Annotated in this window: 16 protein-coding genes; 6 read left to right on the top strand and 10 right to left on the bottom strand. The window is 71.2% G+C overall.

Features of this window, described 5'->3' with window-relative positions:
* Nucleotides 1-122 precede the first annotated feature (122 nt).
* Nucleotides 123-1,484: a cation:dicarboxylate symporter family transporter gene (locus R4I43_RS04740; protein ID WP_324264261.1), complete on the top strand. Its 1,362-nt coding sequence runs from the start codon at nt 123-125 to the stop codon at nt 1,482-1,484.
* Between the two features lie 37 nt (nt 1,485-1,521).
* Here the strand turns inward: R4I43_RS04740 and R4I43_RS04745 are convergent, their stop codons facing one another.
* The 5 genes from R4I43_RS04745 to R4I43_RS04765 form a co-directional block, all read right to left on the bottom strand.
* Complete coding sequence (locus tag R4I43_RS04745) at nt 1,522-3,324, bottom strand: flavin-containing monooxygenase (protein ID WP_324264262.1); 1,803 nt, start codon at nt 3,322-3,324, stop codon at nt 1,522-1,524.
* Nucleotides 3,325-3,490: 166 nt separating this feature from the next.
* A complete protein-coding gene (locus R4I43_RS04750; RefSeq protein ID WP_324264263.1) occupies nt 3,491-3,625 on the bottom strand; it encodes a hypothetical protein in 135 nt (44 codons plus the stop codon).
* A 22-nt stretch (nt 3,626-3,647) separates the two neighbouring features.
* Nucleotides 3,648-3,809 carry a hypothetical protein gene (locus R4I43_RS04755; RefSeq protein WP_324264264.1) on the bottom strand — a complete coding sequence of 54 codons (162 nt, stop codon included), beginning with the start codon at nt 3,807-3,809 and terminating at the stop codon, nt 3,648-3,650.
* On the bottom strand, nt 3,806-5,050 hold the full coding sequence (locus tag R4I43_RS04760; RefSeq protein ID WP_324264265.1) for an NAD(P)/FAD-dependent oxidoreductase: 1,245 nt from the start codon (nt 5,048-5,050) through the stop codon (nt 3,806-3,808). The genes R4I43_RS04755 and R4I43_RS04760 overlap by 4 nt, the downstream gene beginning before the upstream one ends.
* A 100-nt stretch (nt 5,051-5,150) precedes the next feature.
* On the bottom strand, nt 5,151-6,668 hold the full coding sequence (locus R4I43_RS04765) for a PucR family transcriptional regulator (protein ID WP_324264266.1): 1,518 nt from the start codon (nt 6,666-6,668) through the stop codon (nt 5,151-5,153).
* Between the two features lie 185 nt (nt 6,669-6,853).
* Between R4I43_RS04765 and R4I43_RS04770 the strand changes: the two genes are divergently transcribed.
* From R4I43_RS04770 to R4I43_RS04785, 4 genes are read left to right on the top strand one after another with little or no spacing between them, the layout of a single operon-like run.
* A complete protein-coding gene (locus tag R4I43_RS04770) occupies nt 6,854-7,822 on the top strand; it encodes a thiamine pyrophosphate-dependent enzyme (protein ID WP_324264267.1) in 969 nt (322 codons plus the stop codon).
* Nucleotides 7,815-8,804 carry an alpha-ketoacid dehydrogenase subunit beta gene (locus R4I43_RS04775; protein WP_324264268.1) on the top strand — a complete coding sequence of 330 codons (990 nt, stop codon included), beginning with the start codon at nt 7,815-7,817 and terminating at the stop codon, nt 8,802-8,804. The genes R4I43_RS04770 and R4I43_RS04775 overlap by 8 nt, the downstream gene beginning before the upstream one ends.
* A complete protein-coding gene (locus R4I43_RS04780; RefSeq protein ID WP_324264269.1) occupies nt 8,797-9,117 on the top strand; it encodes a biotin/lipoyl-containing protein in 321 nt (106 codons plus the stop codon). The genes R4I43_RS04775 and R4I43_RS04780 overlap by 8 nt, the downstream gene beginning before the upstream one ends.
* Before the next feature lie 3 nt (nt 9,118-9,120).
* Complete coding sequence (locus R4I43_RS04785; protein WP_324264270.1) at nt 9,121-9,798, top strand: alpha/beta fold hydrolase; 678 nt, start codon at nt 9,121-9,123, stop codon at nt 9,796-9,798.
* A gap of 16 nt (nt 9,799-9,814) precedes the next feature.
* On the opposite strand, the gene R4I43_RS04790 is transcribed toward R4I43_RS04785, so the two are convergent.
* Genes R4I43_RS04790 through R4I43_RS04805 form a run of 4 tightly spaced genes read right to left on the bottom strand, consistent with a single transcriptional unit; the run spans nt 9,815 to nt 13,279 of the window.
* Nucleotides 9,815-11,158, bottom strand: a complete 1,344-nt coding sequence (locus R4I43_RS04790) for an acetyl-CoA carboxylase biotin carboxylase subunit (protein ID WP_324264271.1) — start codon at nt 11,156-11,158, stop codon at nt 9,815-9,817.
* Complete coding sequence (locus R4I43_RS04795; protein WP_324264272.1) at nt 11,155-11,394, bottom strand: acetyl-CoA carboxylase; 240 nt, start codon at nt 11,392-11,394, stop codon at nt 11,155-11,157. Before R4I43_RS04795 ends, R4I43_RS04790 begins: the two co-directional genes overlap by 4 nt.
* Before the next feature lie 14 nt (nt 11,395-11,408).
* Nucleotides 11,409-12,389 carry a 5-oxoprolinase subunit C family protein gene (locus R4I43_RS04800; RefSeq protein WP_324264273.1) on the bottom strand — a complete coding sequence of 327 codons (981 nt, stop codon included), beginning with the start codon at nt 12,387-12,389 and terminating at the stop codon, nt 11,409-11,411.
* Nucleotides 12,386-13,279, bottom strand: coding sequence for a 5-oxoprolinase subunit B family protein (locus R4I43_RS04805; RefSeq protein ID WP_324264308.1), 894 nt, complete (start codon nt 13,277-13,279; stop codon nt 12,386-12,388). Before R4I43_RS04805 ends, R4I43_RS04800 begins: the two co-directional genes overlap by 4 nt.
* A gap of 177 nt (nt 13,280-13,456) precedes the next feature.
* Here R4I43_RS04805 and R4I43_RS04810 point away from each other — a divergent pair, with 177 nt between their 5' ends.
* Complete coding sequence (locus R4I43_RS04810; protein ID WP_324264274.1) at nt 13,457-14,227, top strand: LamB/YcsF family protein; 771 nt, start codon at nt 13,457-13,459, stop codon at nt 14,225-14,227.
* A gap of 1 nt (nt 14,228) precedes the next feature.
* Here the strand turns inward: R4I43_RS04810 and R4I43_RS04815 are convergent, their stop codons facing one another.
* Nucleotides 14,229-15,161: a nitrilase-related carbon-nitrogen hydrolase gene (locus R4I43_RS04815; protein WP_324264275.1), complete on the bottom strand. Its 933-nt coding sequence runs from the start codon at nt 15,159-15,161 to the stop codon at nt 14,229-14,231.
* Nucleotides 15,162-15,174 lie beyond the last annotated feature (13 nt).

A 15,174-nucleotide genomic window follows, 5' to 3' on the forward strand; every position in this document is an offset into this window, starting at 1 on the left:
GGCGGGTGCTGCCCGGTTGCCGCGGGGGGGGGCGGCGCCGCGGGCGGCGCGCCCCGCTGCCCCATCCCTCGAAGGCCCGCACGTGGCCTTCCGCCACGACGCCGTGCAAGGGAGAACCCGCCATGACATCCACCGCAACCGCTCAACGACCGCAACGATCACGGTTCAGAAAGCTGCTGGGAGAGCTCTGGTTCCAGGTCATCGTCGCCGCAGTGCTGGGCGTCGCGACCGGTCTGGTCTTCCCCACCATCGGAGACGACCTCAAACCGCTCAACGACTGGTTCATCGCCCTGGTCAAGATGATCGTGGTCCCCGTGGTCTTCTGCGTGATCACCACCGGCATCGCGGCGATGGACAACCTGCGCAAGGCCGGCCGCATCGGCGCCAAGGCGATCGGCTACTTCCTCGTCCTGTCGCTGCTGTCGATGCTGATCGGACTGGTCGTCGGCAACGTCTTCCAGCCCGGCGCCGGCATGAACGTCGACCCGTCCACCTTGGACGCAGGCAGCGTGCCCGAGGAGGCCACCGAGCAGCACGCCACCTTCAGCGGGTTCGTCACCAGCCTCATCCCCGACTCGCTGTTCGGCGCGATCACCGGCGACGAGATCCTCTCGGCGCTGGTGGTCTCGATCGTCTTCGGCGTCGCCCTGAACATGGCCGGCCCGGCCGCCGAACCGCTGACCCGCGGGATCACGGCGCTGTCCGGAGTGGTGTTCCGCATCGTCGGCTGGGTCATGCGACTGGCCCCGATCGGCACCTTCGGCGCGCTGGCCACCGTCGTGGCCACCTACGGCGCGAGCAGCCTCCAGCAGCTGGGCTACCTCGTCCTGCTGTTCACCGCGACCTGCGTGCTCTACGTGGTCGTCGTGCTCGGCGCCATCATGCGGGTCTGCAAGCTCAGCCTGTTCGGCCTGATGCGCTTCCTCAAGGCCGAGCTGCTCGTGGCGCTGTCGACCTGCTCCAGCGAAGCCGTGCTGCCGCAGCTCGTGCGCAAGCTGGAGATGATGGGCATCGGCCGGCCGATCGTCGGCATCGTCATCCCGTCGGGCTTCTCGTTCAACCTCGACGGCTCCGCGGTCTACCTGACGATGGCCTCGCTGTTCCTCGCCCAAGCCCTGGGCATCGACCTGTCCTGGCAGCAGCAACTGGTGATGGTCGGCGTCATGATGCTCACCAGCAAGGGCACCGCCGGCATCGCGGGCGGCGCGTTCATCGTCCTGGCCAGCACCATCACCGCCGTCGGCCACATGCCGCTGGCCGCGCTCGCGCTGATCGTCGGCATCGACCGGATCCTCAACGAGGGCCGCGTGTTCATCAATGTCCTCGGCAACGCCGTGGCGGCCATCGTCATCGGCAAGTGGGAGGACGACTTCGACGAGGACAAGGCGAAGACCGTCCTGCGCGCCCGGGGAACCGAGCGCGAGCGCATCGAGGCCGACCACGACGCCGCCGCCCAGCAGGCCCTCAACCGGGTCCACACCTGACCGGTGGGCGCCGCCGCACCCCGGCGGCGCCCACGCGTCAGCTCGCGTCGCCGAGGACCTCGTCGATGCCGTCTCCGCTCCGCCAGTCCCGCAGCAGGCGATGGAAGGCGGCCGGGCCCGGACCGAAGGTGCGCCGCGGCCGGGCCGAGCCCTCGTTGTTGTAGTAGCCGGGGGTGCACTCGGCGTCGAACCAGGCGCGTTCCGGGGAGGATTCCTCGATCGTGGCGACCCAGGCGGCTTCGGCTTCGGCGGTGGGTTCGACGCACTTCACGCCTCGCCTGCGGGCCTCGGCGACGACCTCGGCGATGTGGACGGCCTGCTCGTCGAGCACGTGCACGAAGTTCACCGACGGTGCGTTCTGCAGCGAACCGAGGTGGAACAGGTTGGGAAAACCGCTGCTGCACACGCCGTGCAACGTCCGAACCCCGTTCTCGCGCCACGAATCCAGCAGCGTCGTGCCGTCCCGGCCGCGCACCGGCAACCTGCCGGTCATCACGTCGGACTTGCCGACCTCGAAGCCGGTCGCGAAGATCACGCAGTCCACTTCGTACTCCTGGCCGCCGACGACCAGCGCGCCCTCGGTGAACCGCTCCACCCCACCGGAATCGGCGGTGTCGACCAATGTGACGGTGGGCCGGTTGAAGGCCTGCAGGTACTCGTCGCTGAAGGTGGGCCGCTTGCAGCCGTAGCGGTACCACGGCTTGAGCAGCTCGGCCGTCGCCGGATCGTCGACGACGTCTGCGACCTGCGCCCGCAGCCGGTTCATCTTCGCGAAGTCGAGCAGCTCCTCGGCGCGCTCCCACTCCGCGACGTCCCAGTCCGCCCGGGCATCGGTGGCGATGATCTTGCCCAGCACCGGCGCGCTGGCCGTCCACGCATCGCCCACCAGGTCCTCCTCGACCGGATGCCCGGTCACCACGGCCTGGAAGTTCTCCCGCCGCCGCGCGTGCCAGCCCGGCTCCAGCGACGCCGCCCACTCCGGATCGGTCGGGCGGTTGCCGCGCACGTCCACCGAGGACGGAGTGCGCTGGAAGACGTGCAGCTGCGCGGCATCCCGCGCCAGGTGCGGCACGACCTGGATCGCCGTCGCACCGGTGCCGATGAGGGCCACCCGCTTGTCGGCCAGCCCGCTCAAGCCGCCGACCGGACCGCCTCCCGTGTAGCCGTAGTCCCAGCGGCTGGTGTGGAAGGTGTGGCCGCGGAAGGACTCGACGCCCGGGATCCCCGGCAGCTTCGGGTGATCCAGCGTGCCGTTGGAGACCACCACGTAGCTCGCCCGCATCGCATCGCCCCGGTCGGTGCGCACGACCCACTCGCCGTCGTCCCAGCGCAGTTCGGTGACCCCGGTCTGCAAGCAGGCGTCCCGGTAGAGGTCGAAGGTGCGGCCGATCGCCATCGCGTGCTGCCGGATCTCCTCGCCCGGCGAGTACTTCCACCGGGGCACGTAGCCCACTTCCTCCAGCAGCGGGAGGTAGACGTAGGACTCGATGTCGCAGTGGATCCCCGGGTAGCGGTTCCAGTACCAGGTGCCGCCGAAGTCCCCGCCCTTCTCGATGATCCGGATCCGCTCCAGCCCCGCCTGCCGCAGCCGCGCTCCCGCGCACAGACCGCCGAACCCGCCGCCGAGCACCACCGCGTCGACCCGGTCCTGCAGCGGCTCCCGGTCGAGCTCGGTGGCGTGCGGGTCCTCGGCGTAGTACCCGAAGCGGCCCTCCGCCCGCTGGTACTGGGCGTTGCCGTCGGGTCGGACTCGGCGTTCACGCTCCGCGCGGTAGCGCTGACGCAGCGCGTCGACCTCGGCGTCGGAGAACTCGGGGATCGGGGGCAGGAACGTCGACATCGCGGCCTTTCTCGCTGCGCGCCTGCGTTCGCGGGGCGCGACGACCTCAGAATTAAATCAGGTGACTTATTCCAAGTTAGCACGTCACGCCACGGCCATTCGAACCAGAACCGGCACACCCGCGATCAGCTAGCCAGGCAGCGAGAAGACCCCAGGGACTGCGCGATCAGCGCATCGGCGAGGCGGACTCGCGCTCCGACCGGCTCTTGCGCAGGCCGTGGGCTCGCCGCGTCAACCAGTGGTTCAGGGCCAGCAGGACGAAAGCGAGCAGGGCGAGGCCGAATTGGATCCACTCCGGCAAGGTGACCTCCATGAGCGTCCGGTCAGCCGTCGTTCTCGCGCGGCGGTCCGGGGTTGCGGTGTTCCAGTGCGTACTCGGTGGCGATCCGGAGCAGCATCTCCTTCTCCGCGCGCAGGAGCTTGTTCTCCTTGCGCAGCCATTCGAGCTCGCGGCGTTCGGTCGCGGACAACTCGCCGGTCGTCATCGCAACGGGTCGAAAGGCCGCAGTGCGGCGGGACGTTCACCGGTGACGATCTGCTCGGACAGCAGCCGTCCGGTGATCGGACCGAGCGTGAGCCCCCACATCCCGTGCCCTCCGGCGACGTGCACGCCGGGCACCCTCGACGCCCCGATCAGCGGCAGGCCGTCAGCGGTGACCGGCCGGGGACCGACCCACTCGTCGTGGCGGCCCTCCCAGTCCACCCCGCGCAGGAACGGCCGGGCCGTGCGCACGATCGCCTCGATGCGGCCACCGTCGAGCGCCGCATCCGGCGGGCGGAACTCCATCGTGCCCGCCACGCGCAGACCGCCCTGGTACGGCGTGCAGGCGACCCGCACCGCGGGCAGGTAGATCGGGCCGGGCACGGGTTCTTCGACGGGCACGGTGAACGAATAGCCGCGCCCGGCGCGCACCTGCCGCTGGACACCGGCCTTCACGGCCAGCTCCGGCAACCACGCACCCGTGGCCAGCACGACCGAATCCGCTGAGACGTAGTCGTGGTGCGTGGACTTCACCAGCAGCCTGTCACCCTCGCGGACCATGTCGCGCACGGTGAACCCGGTGTGGATCCGCCCGCCCCGGGCCTCGACGGCCTCGGCCAGCGACCGGGTGAACTCCCCCGGGTCGATGTAGCGCTGGCCCTCCACCCGCAGCACCGTCCTCACCAGCGACGACAGCTGCGGGACCTCGAAGGCGGCCCCGTCGGCGAACCAGGTCTCCTGCCCGCCCAGCCGGGTCCGCTCGAACTCCTCGCGCAATTCCCCCGCCTGCTCGGGCCTTTCGAAGGCCGCCACGACCGAGGTGGCCTGGGCGGGCGCGCCGACCCCGCCCTTGGCGAGCTCGTCGAAGGCGTCGAGGCAGTCGGCGTTGAGACCGGCCAGCGACCGCATGGACCGCTGCCAGGTGCGGTGCGTGCAGTGGCGCGCGAAGCCCGCGAGGAACGCCCACAGGCCCGGGTCCGCGGTCCGGGGCACGTACAGCGGGGCGTTGGGGTCGAACAGCGAGCGCAGACCGTAGCGCAGCACGGCAGGTTCGGGCAGCGGCACGCTGAACGCGGGCGCGACGTAGCCCGCGTTGCCCCACGACGCCCCAGCGGCCACACCGCTGCGATCCACGACCGTCACCTCGACGCCGCGCTCCTGCAGGAACCACGCGGTCGACAGTCCGACCACCCCGGCACCCACGACGACGACCGTGCCCGGCGCGCCGCCCGCTGCAGACCCCATGACCACACTCCTTCTCGTCGCCACGAAGCATGCGCGACCACGAGCAGGAGAGCACTGTGGATTCCGCACAACCGATCAGTCGCCGGTTGTGCGGGATCCACTACTGCTCGGCGGCCAGCGCGATGACCAACGCCAACCGGGTGTCCGGGTCCTCCAAGTCCAGGGCTCCCACCTGCGTCACCTTGCGCATCCTGTTGCGCACCGTGTTCGGGTGGATCTCCAAGCGAGCGGCCGCGGCGCCGAGATCACCCTGCACCTCCAGCCAGGTCCGCAACGTCGTGATCAACCGGGTTCCCCGCTCCTGGTCGTACCGGCGCAGCTCGGCCACCGGACCGCGCGCAGGCGTGCGCCCACCCGCGGCGACGTGCTGCAACCGGCGCAGCAGGATCTCGTGCCAGGAGTCGTCGTAGACCACCACGGGCGAGCCCGTCGGCTTCGCGGCGTGCACCGCGAGGCTCTCGTCCGCCTCCCGCCTGCTGTCGACCAGCTCGTCCGGGCCCGCCGGGCCGCCGATCCCGGCGAAGACCTCCACGCCCTCGGGCATCTCGCGCGCCAGCGCCCGCACCCACTCGCGCGCGGCCCCACCGCCCTCGTGGGGCAGCACCGTGTAGACGGTGTTGGCGAACAGCGCGCTGCGCCCCGGCCGCGACCAGCCGAAACCCACCGTCGCCAGTTCGAAGACCAGCAGCGCCGCCGAGTCGTGCTCGCGCTGGTTGTGCGCCTGGACGGCCACGACGCGGAACCGGTCGCCGCGAAAACCCAGCCGGCTCAGCACGGTGGCGACCTCGGAGTGGCCCTCCACGAGCCCGATCACCAGATCCGACTCGACCTGCCGCTCCAGGTCCGCGCTGGCGCGCGTGCGCAGCAGGTGCGCAGCCGCGGTGCGCGAGGCCTGCACCAGGGCTGCCTCGCGCTCGGCGTCCAGGGGCGAGGAGGCCCCCACCCAGATCGAGCCGAGCAACGCCTTGCCCGCGCGGACGGCGACCACGGCCCGTCCCCGCCGGGCACCGGAGGGCTCGACGAACACCGGTTCGTCGGAGGTGGCCAGGTGCTGGAACACCCCGCGCTCGCTGAGCTCGCGCCGGACCTCCTCCGGCACCCGCCTGCCCAAGATCGTCTCCAGCCGGGCCTGATCAGCCGTCTCCTGGCGCTTCGAGTACGCCAGCACGCCCGAGCGGTGATCCTCGATCGTCACCGGGCCACCGACCGATTCGGCCAGGGCATCGGCCAGCGCGAACAGGTCCGTCGGCCCCCGGCCCGCCTCGGTCTCGCGCCCCTCCAGCACCAGCCCGTAGACCACGCCCGCCAGCTGGCCCCACGACACCGCGGGATCGACCAGCAGCACCGCGACCTGCCGCTCGCGGGCCACGGCGAGCTCCGGCTCGCCGAGCTCGTCGAGCCGGAACACCACGACCACCGCGCTGGTCTCGGCCAGCACCTCGGCGGCGCGCCGCCGGTCGACCCCGACGGCCAGCAGCACCTCGTCACCGCCCGGCACCTGCTCGGCCGGGTCGTGCAGCGCCACCGCCCGCAACTCGGTCGATCGGCTGCGCGGCGAGCACACCAGCCGAGCCCCGTAGCCGCCGAGCACGTTGATCAGTCGGTCCAGCTTGACCATGCGGCCATCGTCGGCCCTGCCCGAGCGACACCGCGCACCGGGGGCCAACCATTCGGAGCACCAGCCTTCCGCGACTGGACAACTTGCACAGCCCCAGGCCGCTCCCAGTCGGCAGATCGGACAACCTGAGCAGTCCAGAACGGCACTGTTGCACCCCCGCCCCCGGGGTGCGCACGCTTCGGCACATGGACGCAGATCTCCGCGAGCTCTTCCGTCTGATGGTGGTGACGCGGCGCCTCGACGAGGAAGCCACCGCGTTGCAGCGGCAAGGCGTGCTGCCCGCCTACGCCCCGGTCCGAGGCCAGGAGGCCGCGCAGATCGGCAGCGCCGCCGCGCTCGCCCTCGACCGCGACTTCGCCTTCCCCACCTACCGCGAACTCGGCGCCGCCGTGGCGATGGGCGTCGACCCGGTCGCCTACCTGGCGATGCACCTCAACATCTGGCACGGCGGCCTCTACGACGCCAACGCCTCCCGGCTGGCCCCGCCCAACGCCGTCGTGGGAGGCCCCGTGCTGCACGCCGTCGGCTGGGCGATGGGCGCCAAGCTCGACGGCACCGGCGGCGCGGCGCTGACCTACTTCGGCGACGGCGCCAGCTCGCAGGGCGACATCCACGAGGCGATGAACTTCGCCGGCGTCTACCGGCTGCCGGTGGTGTTCTTCTGCCAGAACAACGGCTGGGCGATCTCGCTGCCCACCGGTGACCAGGTCGCGGGCGGCTCGGTCGCGGCCCGCGCGGCCGGCTACGGCTTCGAGGGCCTGCAGGTCGACGGCAACGACGTCACCGCCGTGTTCGAAGCCACCAAGCAGGCGCTGGAGCGCGCCCGCTCCGGTGAGGGGCCCGCGCTGATCGAGGCGATGACCTACCGCCTCGGCCCGCACTCCACATCGGACGATCCCAGCCGCTACCGCAGCGCCGAGGAAGAACGCGCCCGCGCCGAACAGGATCCGATCGCCCTCGCCAAGAACTCCCTGACCACCGAGGAGATCACCAGCGCCGAACAGCACGCCGCCGCCGTGGTCGCCACGACCACCGAAGGGCTGCGCGCCCTGCAGCCACCGCCCGGCGACGAGCTGTTCAGCTTCGTCTACCGCGAACCCACCGCCGCGCTGCTCGCCCAGCACCGCGCTTGGAAGGAGTCCCAGGATGCCTGAGCTCTCCCTGCAGCAGGCGTTGAACACCGCGCTGCGCCACGCCTGCGAGGACGACGACCGGGTGCTGATCTTCGGTGAGGACGTGGGCACCCTCGGCGGGGTGTTCCGGGTGACCGACGGCCTGCAGGACAAGTTCGGCGAGCACCGCGTTTTCGACACACCGCTGGCCGAATCGGCGATCATGGGCATGTCGGTCGGACTGGCGATGGCCGGCTGGCGGCCGGTGCCGGAGATCCAGTTCGACGGTTTCAGCTACCCGGCGATCGACCAGATCGTCAACCAGGTCGCCCGGATGCACTACCGCAGCCGCGGCGCCCTGGGCATGCCGATCACGTTGCGGCTGCCCAGCTTCGGCGGCATCCGAGCACCCGAACACCACGGCGAGAGCCTGGAATCGCTGTTCGCGCACGTCCCCGGCCTCAAGGTCGTCTCCCCCTCGGGCGCGGCGGAGGGCTACCACCTGCTCCGGCAGGCCATCGCCGACCCGGATCCGGTGATCTTCATGGAGCCCAAGTCCCGCTACTGGCAGCGGGAGGACTTCGACCCCGCCCAGCCGGTGGAAGCGCTGCCGGTCGGGCGCAGCCGCGTGGTGCGCCCGGGCAAGCACGCCACCCTCATCGCCTGGGGCGCGATGGTCTCGCGCTGCCAGCAGGTCGCCGAGCTGGCCGCCGAGGACGGCGTCGAGCTGGAGGTGCTGGACCTGCGCTGGCTCAAGCCCATCGACGCCGACGGTCTCGCCGAGTCCGTGTCCCGCACACGCCGCGCGGTCGTCGTCCACGAAGCACCGCTGACGGCCGGTCTCGGCGGTGAGGTCTCGGCGCTGATCAGCGAGCGCTGCTTCGGCGACCTGCGCGCTCCCGTGCAGCGCGTCGCCGGGTTCGACGTGCCCTACCCCTCCGGTGCGCTGGAGGACGAGTACCTGCCCAACGTCGACCGCGTCCTGACCGCCGTGCAAACCGCATTGGAGTACCGCCGTGGCTGAGGTGACCTTTCCGCTGCCGGACCTCGGTGAAGGCCTGATCAGCGCCCGGATCCTGGAATGGCTGGTCGCCGAGGGCGACTGGGTGGAGCGCAACGCGCCGCTGGTGGAGCTGGAGACCACCAAGTCCGCGGTGGAGATCCCCTCGCCGCAGACCGGTCGGGTGGCGCGGCTGCACGTCGGCGAGGACGAGGAGCTCGCCGTCGGCGCGCCGCTGGTGACCTTCACCGTCGAGGACCGAGCGGGCATCGTTGGCACCGTGCCCGAGGACCGCAAGCCGCAGCGCCGCGTCCGCCTGACCCCGCCGGAGGACTGATCGATGCCGGTCATCGCACGCGACGGCGTGAAGCTCTCCTACGACAGCGCCCCCGGCCCCCGGCCGGTGCTGTTCCTGCACGGCTTCGCCTCCGATGCGGAGCAGACCTGGGAGCGCACCGGCTGGCTGCGGGCGGTCGCCGACCGGGGCCACGTCGTCACCGACCTGCGCGGGCACGGCCGCAGCGAGCGCGCCACGACCGGCTACTCCCCCGGTGAGCTGGCCCGCGATGCCCTGGCGGTGCTCGACGCCGCGCAAGTGGCCGAGGTCGACGTGGTCGCCTACTCGATGGGCGGGCTGGTCGGCTCGGCGCTCGCCGACCTGGCCCCGGGCCGGGTTCGCGCGCTGGCGCTCGGCGGCATCGGCGGCCGCCCGGTCCAGCGCGAGGCGATGCTGCAGGTCCAGCAGGCCCTCTCCGCCGACGACCTCACGCCCTGCATCGACGGCATGACCGGCCACGCCCTCACCGGCCCACCCCCGGTCCCGGTGCTGTTCGCAACGGGCGATGACGACGAGATCGCCACCGACGCGAAGGCCTTCGCCGAAGAGCTCGGGGCACCTCACGTCTCGCTGGGCCGCCGGAACCACTTCAACGCCGTGTCCAGCCGAACCTTCAAGACCACCGCCCTGCAGTTCTTCGACGACACCCGCGGCGCAGCTGACGGTGTCAGCAGTGATTGACACCGTCCAGCGGCTTTCAGCCGTGGCGTTGTTCCAGCCACGTGGTGTGCACCGGGCCCGCGGTGAGCTCCGGGTCGGAGGTCAGCTCGCGGTGCAGGCCCGCCGTGCTGGCCACCCCCTCGACGTGGAACTCCGACAACGCCTGCCGCGCCCGCGCGTAGGCCTGCTCGCGGTCCTCGCCCCAGCAGATGAGCTTGGCGATCAGCGAGTCGTAGAACGGGCTGATCCGATCGCCCTGGGTGATGCCGGTGTCCACGCGCACTCCCGGACCACCCGGCAACCGCAGCACGCTGATCTCGCCCGGCGTAGGGGCGAAGTCGCGTTCCGGGTCTTCGGCGTTGATGCGCAGCTCGACCGCCGCACCCCGCCGCTCGATCGACCCCTGATCCAGCGACAACCGCTCCCCACCGGCGATGCGCAGCTGCTCGGCGACGACGTCAACACCGGTGATCATCTCGGTGATCGGGTGCTCGACCTGCACGCGCGCGTTCATCTCGATGAAGTAGAACCCGCCCTCGCCGTCGACGAGGAACTCCACCGTCCCCGCACCCCGGTAACCGACGTGCTCGGCCAGCCGCACCGCCGCCGAGGTGATGGCCTGCCTGGTCTCCTCGCGCAAACCGGGCGCGGGCGCTTCCTCGATGAGCTTCTGCCTGCGCCGCTGCACCGAGCAGTCCCGCTCGAACAGGTGCACCACGTCACCGTGCTCGTCGGCGAGGACCTGCACCTCCACGTGCCGGGCCTGCGGCACCGCGCGTTCGAGGTAGATCGCCGGATCCCCGAACGCCGAACGCGCCTCCGCCTGGGCCGTCGGCAGCACGTCGAGCAGCTCCTCGACGGTGCGCACCGGCCGGATGCCCCGGCCACCCCCACCCGCGGCGGCCTTGAGCAGCAACGGGAACCCGATCTCGGCGGCCAGCCGGGGCACGTCCTCGGGATCGGCGATCGGATCGGTGCCGGGAACCACCGGAACACCGGCCGAAACCGCAGCACTGCGCGCGGCCGCCTTGTCGCCCATCTTCTCCAGCACCGCCGGCCGAGGCCCGATGAACACCAGCCCGGCCTCCTCGATCGCCCGGGCGAACGCACCGCTCTCGGACAGGAAGCCGTAACCCGGGTGCACCGCGTCGACCTCAGCGGTGCGCGCCGCCTTGAGCAGCGCGTCCGGATCGAGGTAGGACTTCTGCGCGGCCGAGCGGCCGATGTGCACCGCGTCATCGGCCATCCGCACCCACCGGGACTTCTCGTCGGCGTCGGAGTACACCGCCACCGCCTCCACACCGGCCACGTGGCAGGCGCGGATGATGCGGACCGCGATCTCGCCCCGGTTGGCCACCAGCACCCGCTGCAGGCCACTCATGCCTCATCGACCTCGAACATCGACTGGCCGATGTCGACCTCGTCGCCGTCGTCGAGCAGGATCTTGCTGACGCGGCCGGGCTTCTCGGCCTTGACCTCGTTGAAGGTCTTCATCACCTCGATGAGCCCGATCGTCTGACCGGCTTGCACGAGGGTCCCCGTTTCGATGTAGGGGTCCGCCTCCGGCGACGGACGCCGGTAGAAGACCCCGGGCATCTGAGCATCCACAGTGGACATCGATTCCTCCCGTCTCAGGCGGTCGCGACCGCCGCCCGCGCCTTCTCCAGCCGTGTCCGCCGCTCCTGCCGGGCCGCCACCGCTTCGTTGACGTCCACCTGCTCGAAGCGCACCTTGCCGCCGGTCCTGGCCTGCGCCATCCGGTCCCGGTCCACCGAGATCACCGTGCCGATCGTGGCGTAACCACCGCCGGTCACCGCGTCGTTGAGCAGCACGATCGGCTCGTCACCACCCGGAACCTGCACCGACCCCACCGGGTAGCCGAGGTCGACGACGTTGGCCTGATCGCTGCCCGCACCGAAGGGCTGCTCCCGCTCGATGAACTCCAGCGACCCGCCCCGCAGCCGGTACCCGACCCGGTCGGCGTCCTTGGTCACCCGCCACTCGGTGCCCAGGAACGACTCCAAGGCGCGCTCGGTCAGCCGGTAGGCGCACAACCCGACGACGATCCGCAGCGCGGTCAGCTCGGGGAACTCCGGGCGCAGCTCCGCCGGGACCTCGGTGCCCACCGGCGGGGCCGAACCCGCCGCACCGACCGGCAGCCGGTCACCGTCGGCCAGCGCGCGCCCTTCGAACCCGCCGATGCCGGTGAGCATGTAGGTCGACCGAGAACCCAGGTACAGCGGGACGTCCACCCCACCGGCGATGGCGATGTAGGGCCGGGCACCGGCGCGCACCTGCTGCACCGCCAGCACGTCCCCGGCCGACACCCGCAACGTCTGCCACGTCGGCGCCTCGTCGCCGTTGATGGTCACACCGCTGTCGGCACCGGTCACCGCCACGCTGCGCGCGTCGGTGAACTCCAGCTCCGGCCCGATGTAGGTCGCCTCCAACGCCGCGGCCCCGTCGGGGTTGCCGACCAGCATGTTGCCCACGGCCAACGAGTACTGGTCCATCGCCCCCGAAGGCGGCATGCCGATGGCGTACTGGCCGTCCCTGCCGGAATCCTGCACGGTCGTGGACAGCCCGCCCTTGCGCACGATCAGCGTGTTCAACGGTAGAGCACCTCCAACAGCCGGGAGTTGACCGCGTCCGGGTCGGCCAGCAGCTCCGCCGGCACCAGTTCCGCCTCGCGGATCCGGTACCGGAACCGGCCGGCTTCCACCTCCGCGCGGGTGCGGTCGTACTCGTCGCGGTCGATGGCCCGGTACCGCAGCACGTCGCTGGGACGCGGGAAGGCGATGTCCTCGGAGAAGTCGGGCAGCCGCTGCGCGAGGTCGAACACCGGCGCCGGGGCGATGCCGAACAGCTGGTACCCACCGGCTCCGCGCACCGGGTAGACCACGGAGAACGCCCCGCCGTAGCCGAACGCGCGCTCCGGGGTGTCGGTGCGCGGCCGCACGTACTTCGGGACCTCGATCTGCTTCTCGCGCGGAACCATCTGGTAGCAGAACGGAAGTCCCGGAACGAACCCGAGCATCGTGACCAGGAACGGAGCCGCCGTGATCGACTCGATCATCGACGGCACGTCGTCGAACCCGTTGATGCGGGCGGCGTATTCGAGGTCAGTGACCTCGGGGTCCTGGTGCCGGTCGCGGAAGCGCATCAGCGTTTCGCGGGTCCACGGGTCGTCGAAGAGCACCGGCACGTCGACGATGCGGGTGCGCACCGCGTCGTCCGCGCGCAGCTCACCGGCCGTGCGCTCCAGCCTGCGCAGCTCCTCGACCAGGTCGGCCGGGTGCAACCGGTCCGGGTCGAGCCGAACCAGGTAGGACGCGTTCGACGGGCAGATGTCGATGACCCCGTCGATGTTCTCGCGGCGCAGCGCGCCGGTGATCGCCATCGCCTTGAGGTTGGCCTCCAGGCTCATCTCGCGGTCGATCTCGACGAAGACGAACTCGTCTCCGCCGAACTCGTACCGCGCGGGCGGTAGTTGAACCTCCATCACGGTCACGGCACACCTCCGCATACCCCGACGAGTGCCTGTCGAGAATGCGCCGCGGGACGGCTCGACGCAGCGCGCCGGTCACCAATCGACCACCTTCGAGTGAGAGGGTAGGCTCATTGATCTGCGTGCGCAAACACCGAAAACTACGGTGGACGCCCGATCTGGAGGTGATCCATGCGCACTGTCATCGATCTCAACGCCGACGCCGGCGAGAGCTTCGGGCGCTGGCGACTCGGTGATGACGCCCGCCTCATCCCCCTCGTGACCTCGGTGAACATCGCGTGCGGCTGGCACGCGGGAGACCCGGCGACGATGAGCCGCTCCGTCGAACTGGCGCGCGACGGCGGCACCGCCATCGGCGCGCACCCCGGCCTGCCCGACCTCACCGGATTCGGCAGACGAGCCATGGCGCTCAGCCCCGCCGAAGCCGCGCAGGCCTGCCTCTACCAGTTCGGAGCTCTGCAGGCCATCGCCGCGCATCACGGCCTGACGCTCGCGCACGTCAAACCGCACGGCGCGCTCTACGGCCTGACGATCAAGGACGCGGCCGTGGCCGAAGCCGTGGTCGAGGCCTTCGCGACCGCCGCGCCCGGCGTGCGCGTGGTGCTGCTGGCCGGGCCGGTCTCCGAGCGCTTGGCGGAGCGCGGTTTCCCGGTGGTGCGCGAGGCCTTCGCCGACCTGGACTACGACAACGCCGGGCACATCATCATCGAACCGGATCCCAAGCCGAAACCGCCGGACGCCTGCGCCGACCAGGCCGAGGCGGTGCTGCGCGGCGAAGTGCGCTCCGTGGAGGGAAACCCCGTGCAGGTCGACGCCGACACGATCTGCCTGCACGGGGACCGTTCCAACGCGGTGGAGATCGCGGAGGCGATCCGCGGGCGGTTCGCCTCCGCGGGCGTGCGGCTGGCGCCGATGACCGAGGTCGCCGACGCGCGGGTCTGACTCAGCCCGCTGGCAGCAGCCGGTCCGAGGCGGGGATGCGGGAATCGCTCAGGTGGTTGCCCTCCGGGCTGAACGGCGGCACCGCGCTCGGAAGGCAATCGCCCAGCAGCAGCGAGTCCACGGCCCGCTCCTCCGGACCGGCGCTGACCACCGCGGTGCCATCGGGCGCCCAGATCCCCGAGTTGCCCCGGTACTCCCACTGGCCGCGATCGGAGACCTCCCAGCCCCGCCGGTTGGCGTAGGCCACGAAGACCCGCCACACGGCGGCCATCGCGGGGATGATGTGCTCGGTGGCATCCGGGTAGGCCACCAACGTCGGTGTCCCGTCGCGCAACGTGAAGTGCCGGTCGGCGGCGGTGGGCCCGACGATGAGCTGCGCTCCCCGGTCCACCAGGCTCTGGTACAGCGGCGGGAACTCGCACTCGTAGCAGTTCAGCAGCCCCACGGGGAACCCGTTGACCTGCACGACCGGTGGAAGTTCACGCCCCGGCGTGAAGTTGGCGCGCTCGGCGTCGCCGTAGAGGTGGGTCTTGCGGTAGTTGGCGACGAGCTCACCGTCGGCGGCCAGCGCCACCGAGTCGTGCAGGGCGCCGTCGTCGGCGCGTTCCACGTAGGGCAGCACGATCGCGGTCTCGTGCTGGGTGGACAACTTCCGCGCGAGCTGCACGGTGGAGCCGTCGCACGGTTCGGCGAGCTGCTCGCACAGCTCGCGGTCGAGCGCGTAGCCGGTGTTGAAGCACTCGGGGAACGCGCAGAGCTGGCAGCCGTAGCCGGCGGCCAGGGAGATCACCTCCTCCATCCTGGCGAGGTTCTCGGCGACCGCCGCCGGTGAACCGCACGGGTTCTCGCCCTGGAAGAGCGCGAGGCGGATCCCGGTACCGCTGCGCGGCGGTTCGCGGTCGGTCAACCGGCTGACGATTCGGACTGGACGCATGGTTGTCCTCCTG

The organism is Saccharopolyspora mangrovi, from assembly GCF_035320975.1.
In the GTDB taxonomy this organism is placed as follows: Bacteria; Actinomycetota; Actinomycetes; order Mycobacteriales; family Pseudonocardiaceae; genus Saccharopolyspora; species Saccharopolyspora mangrovi.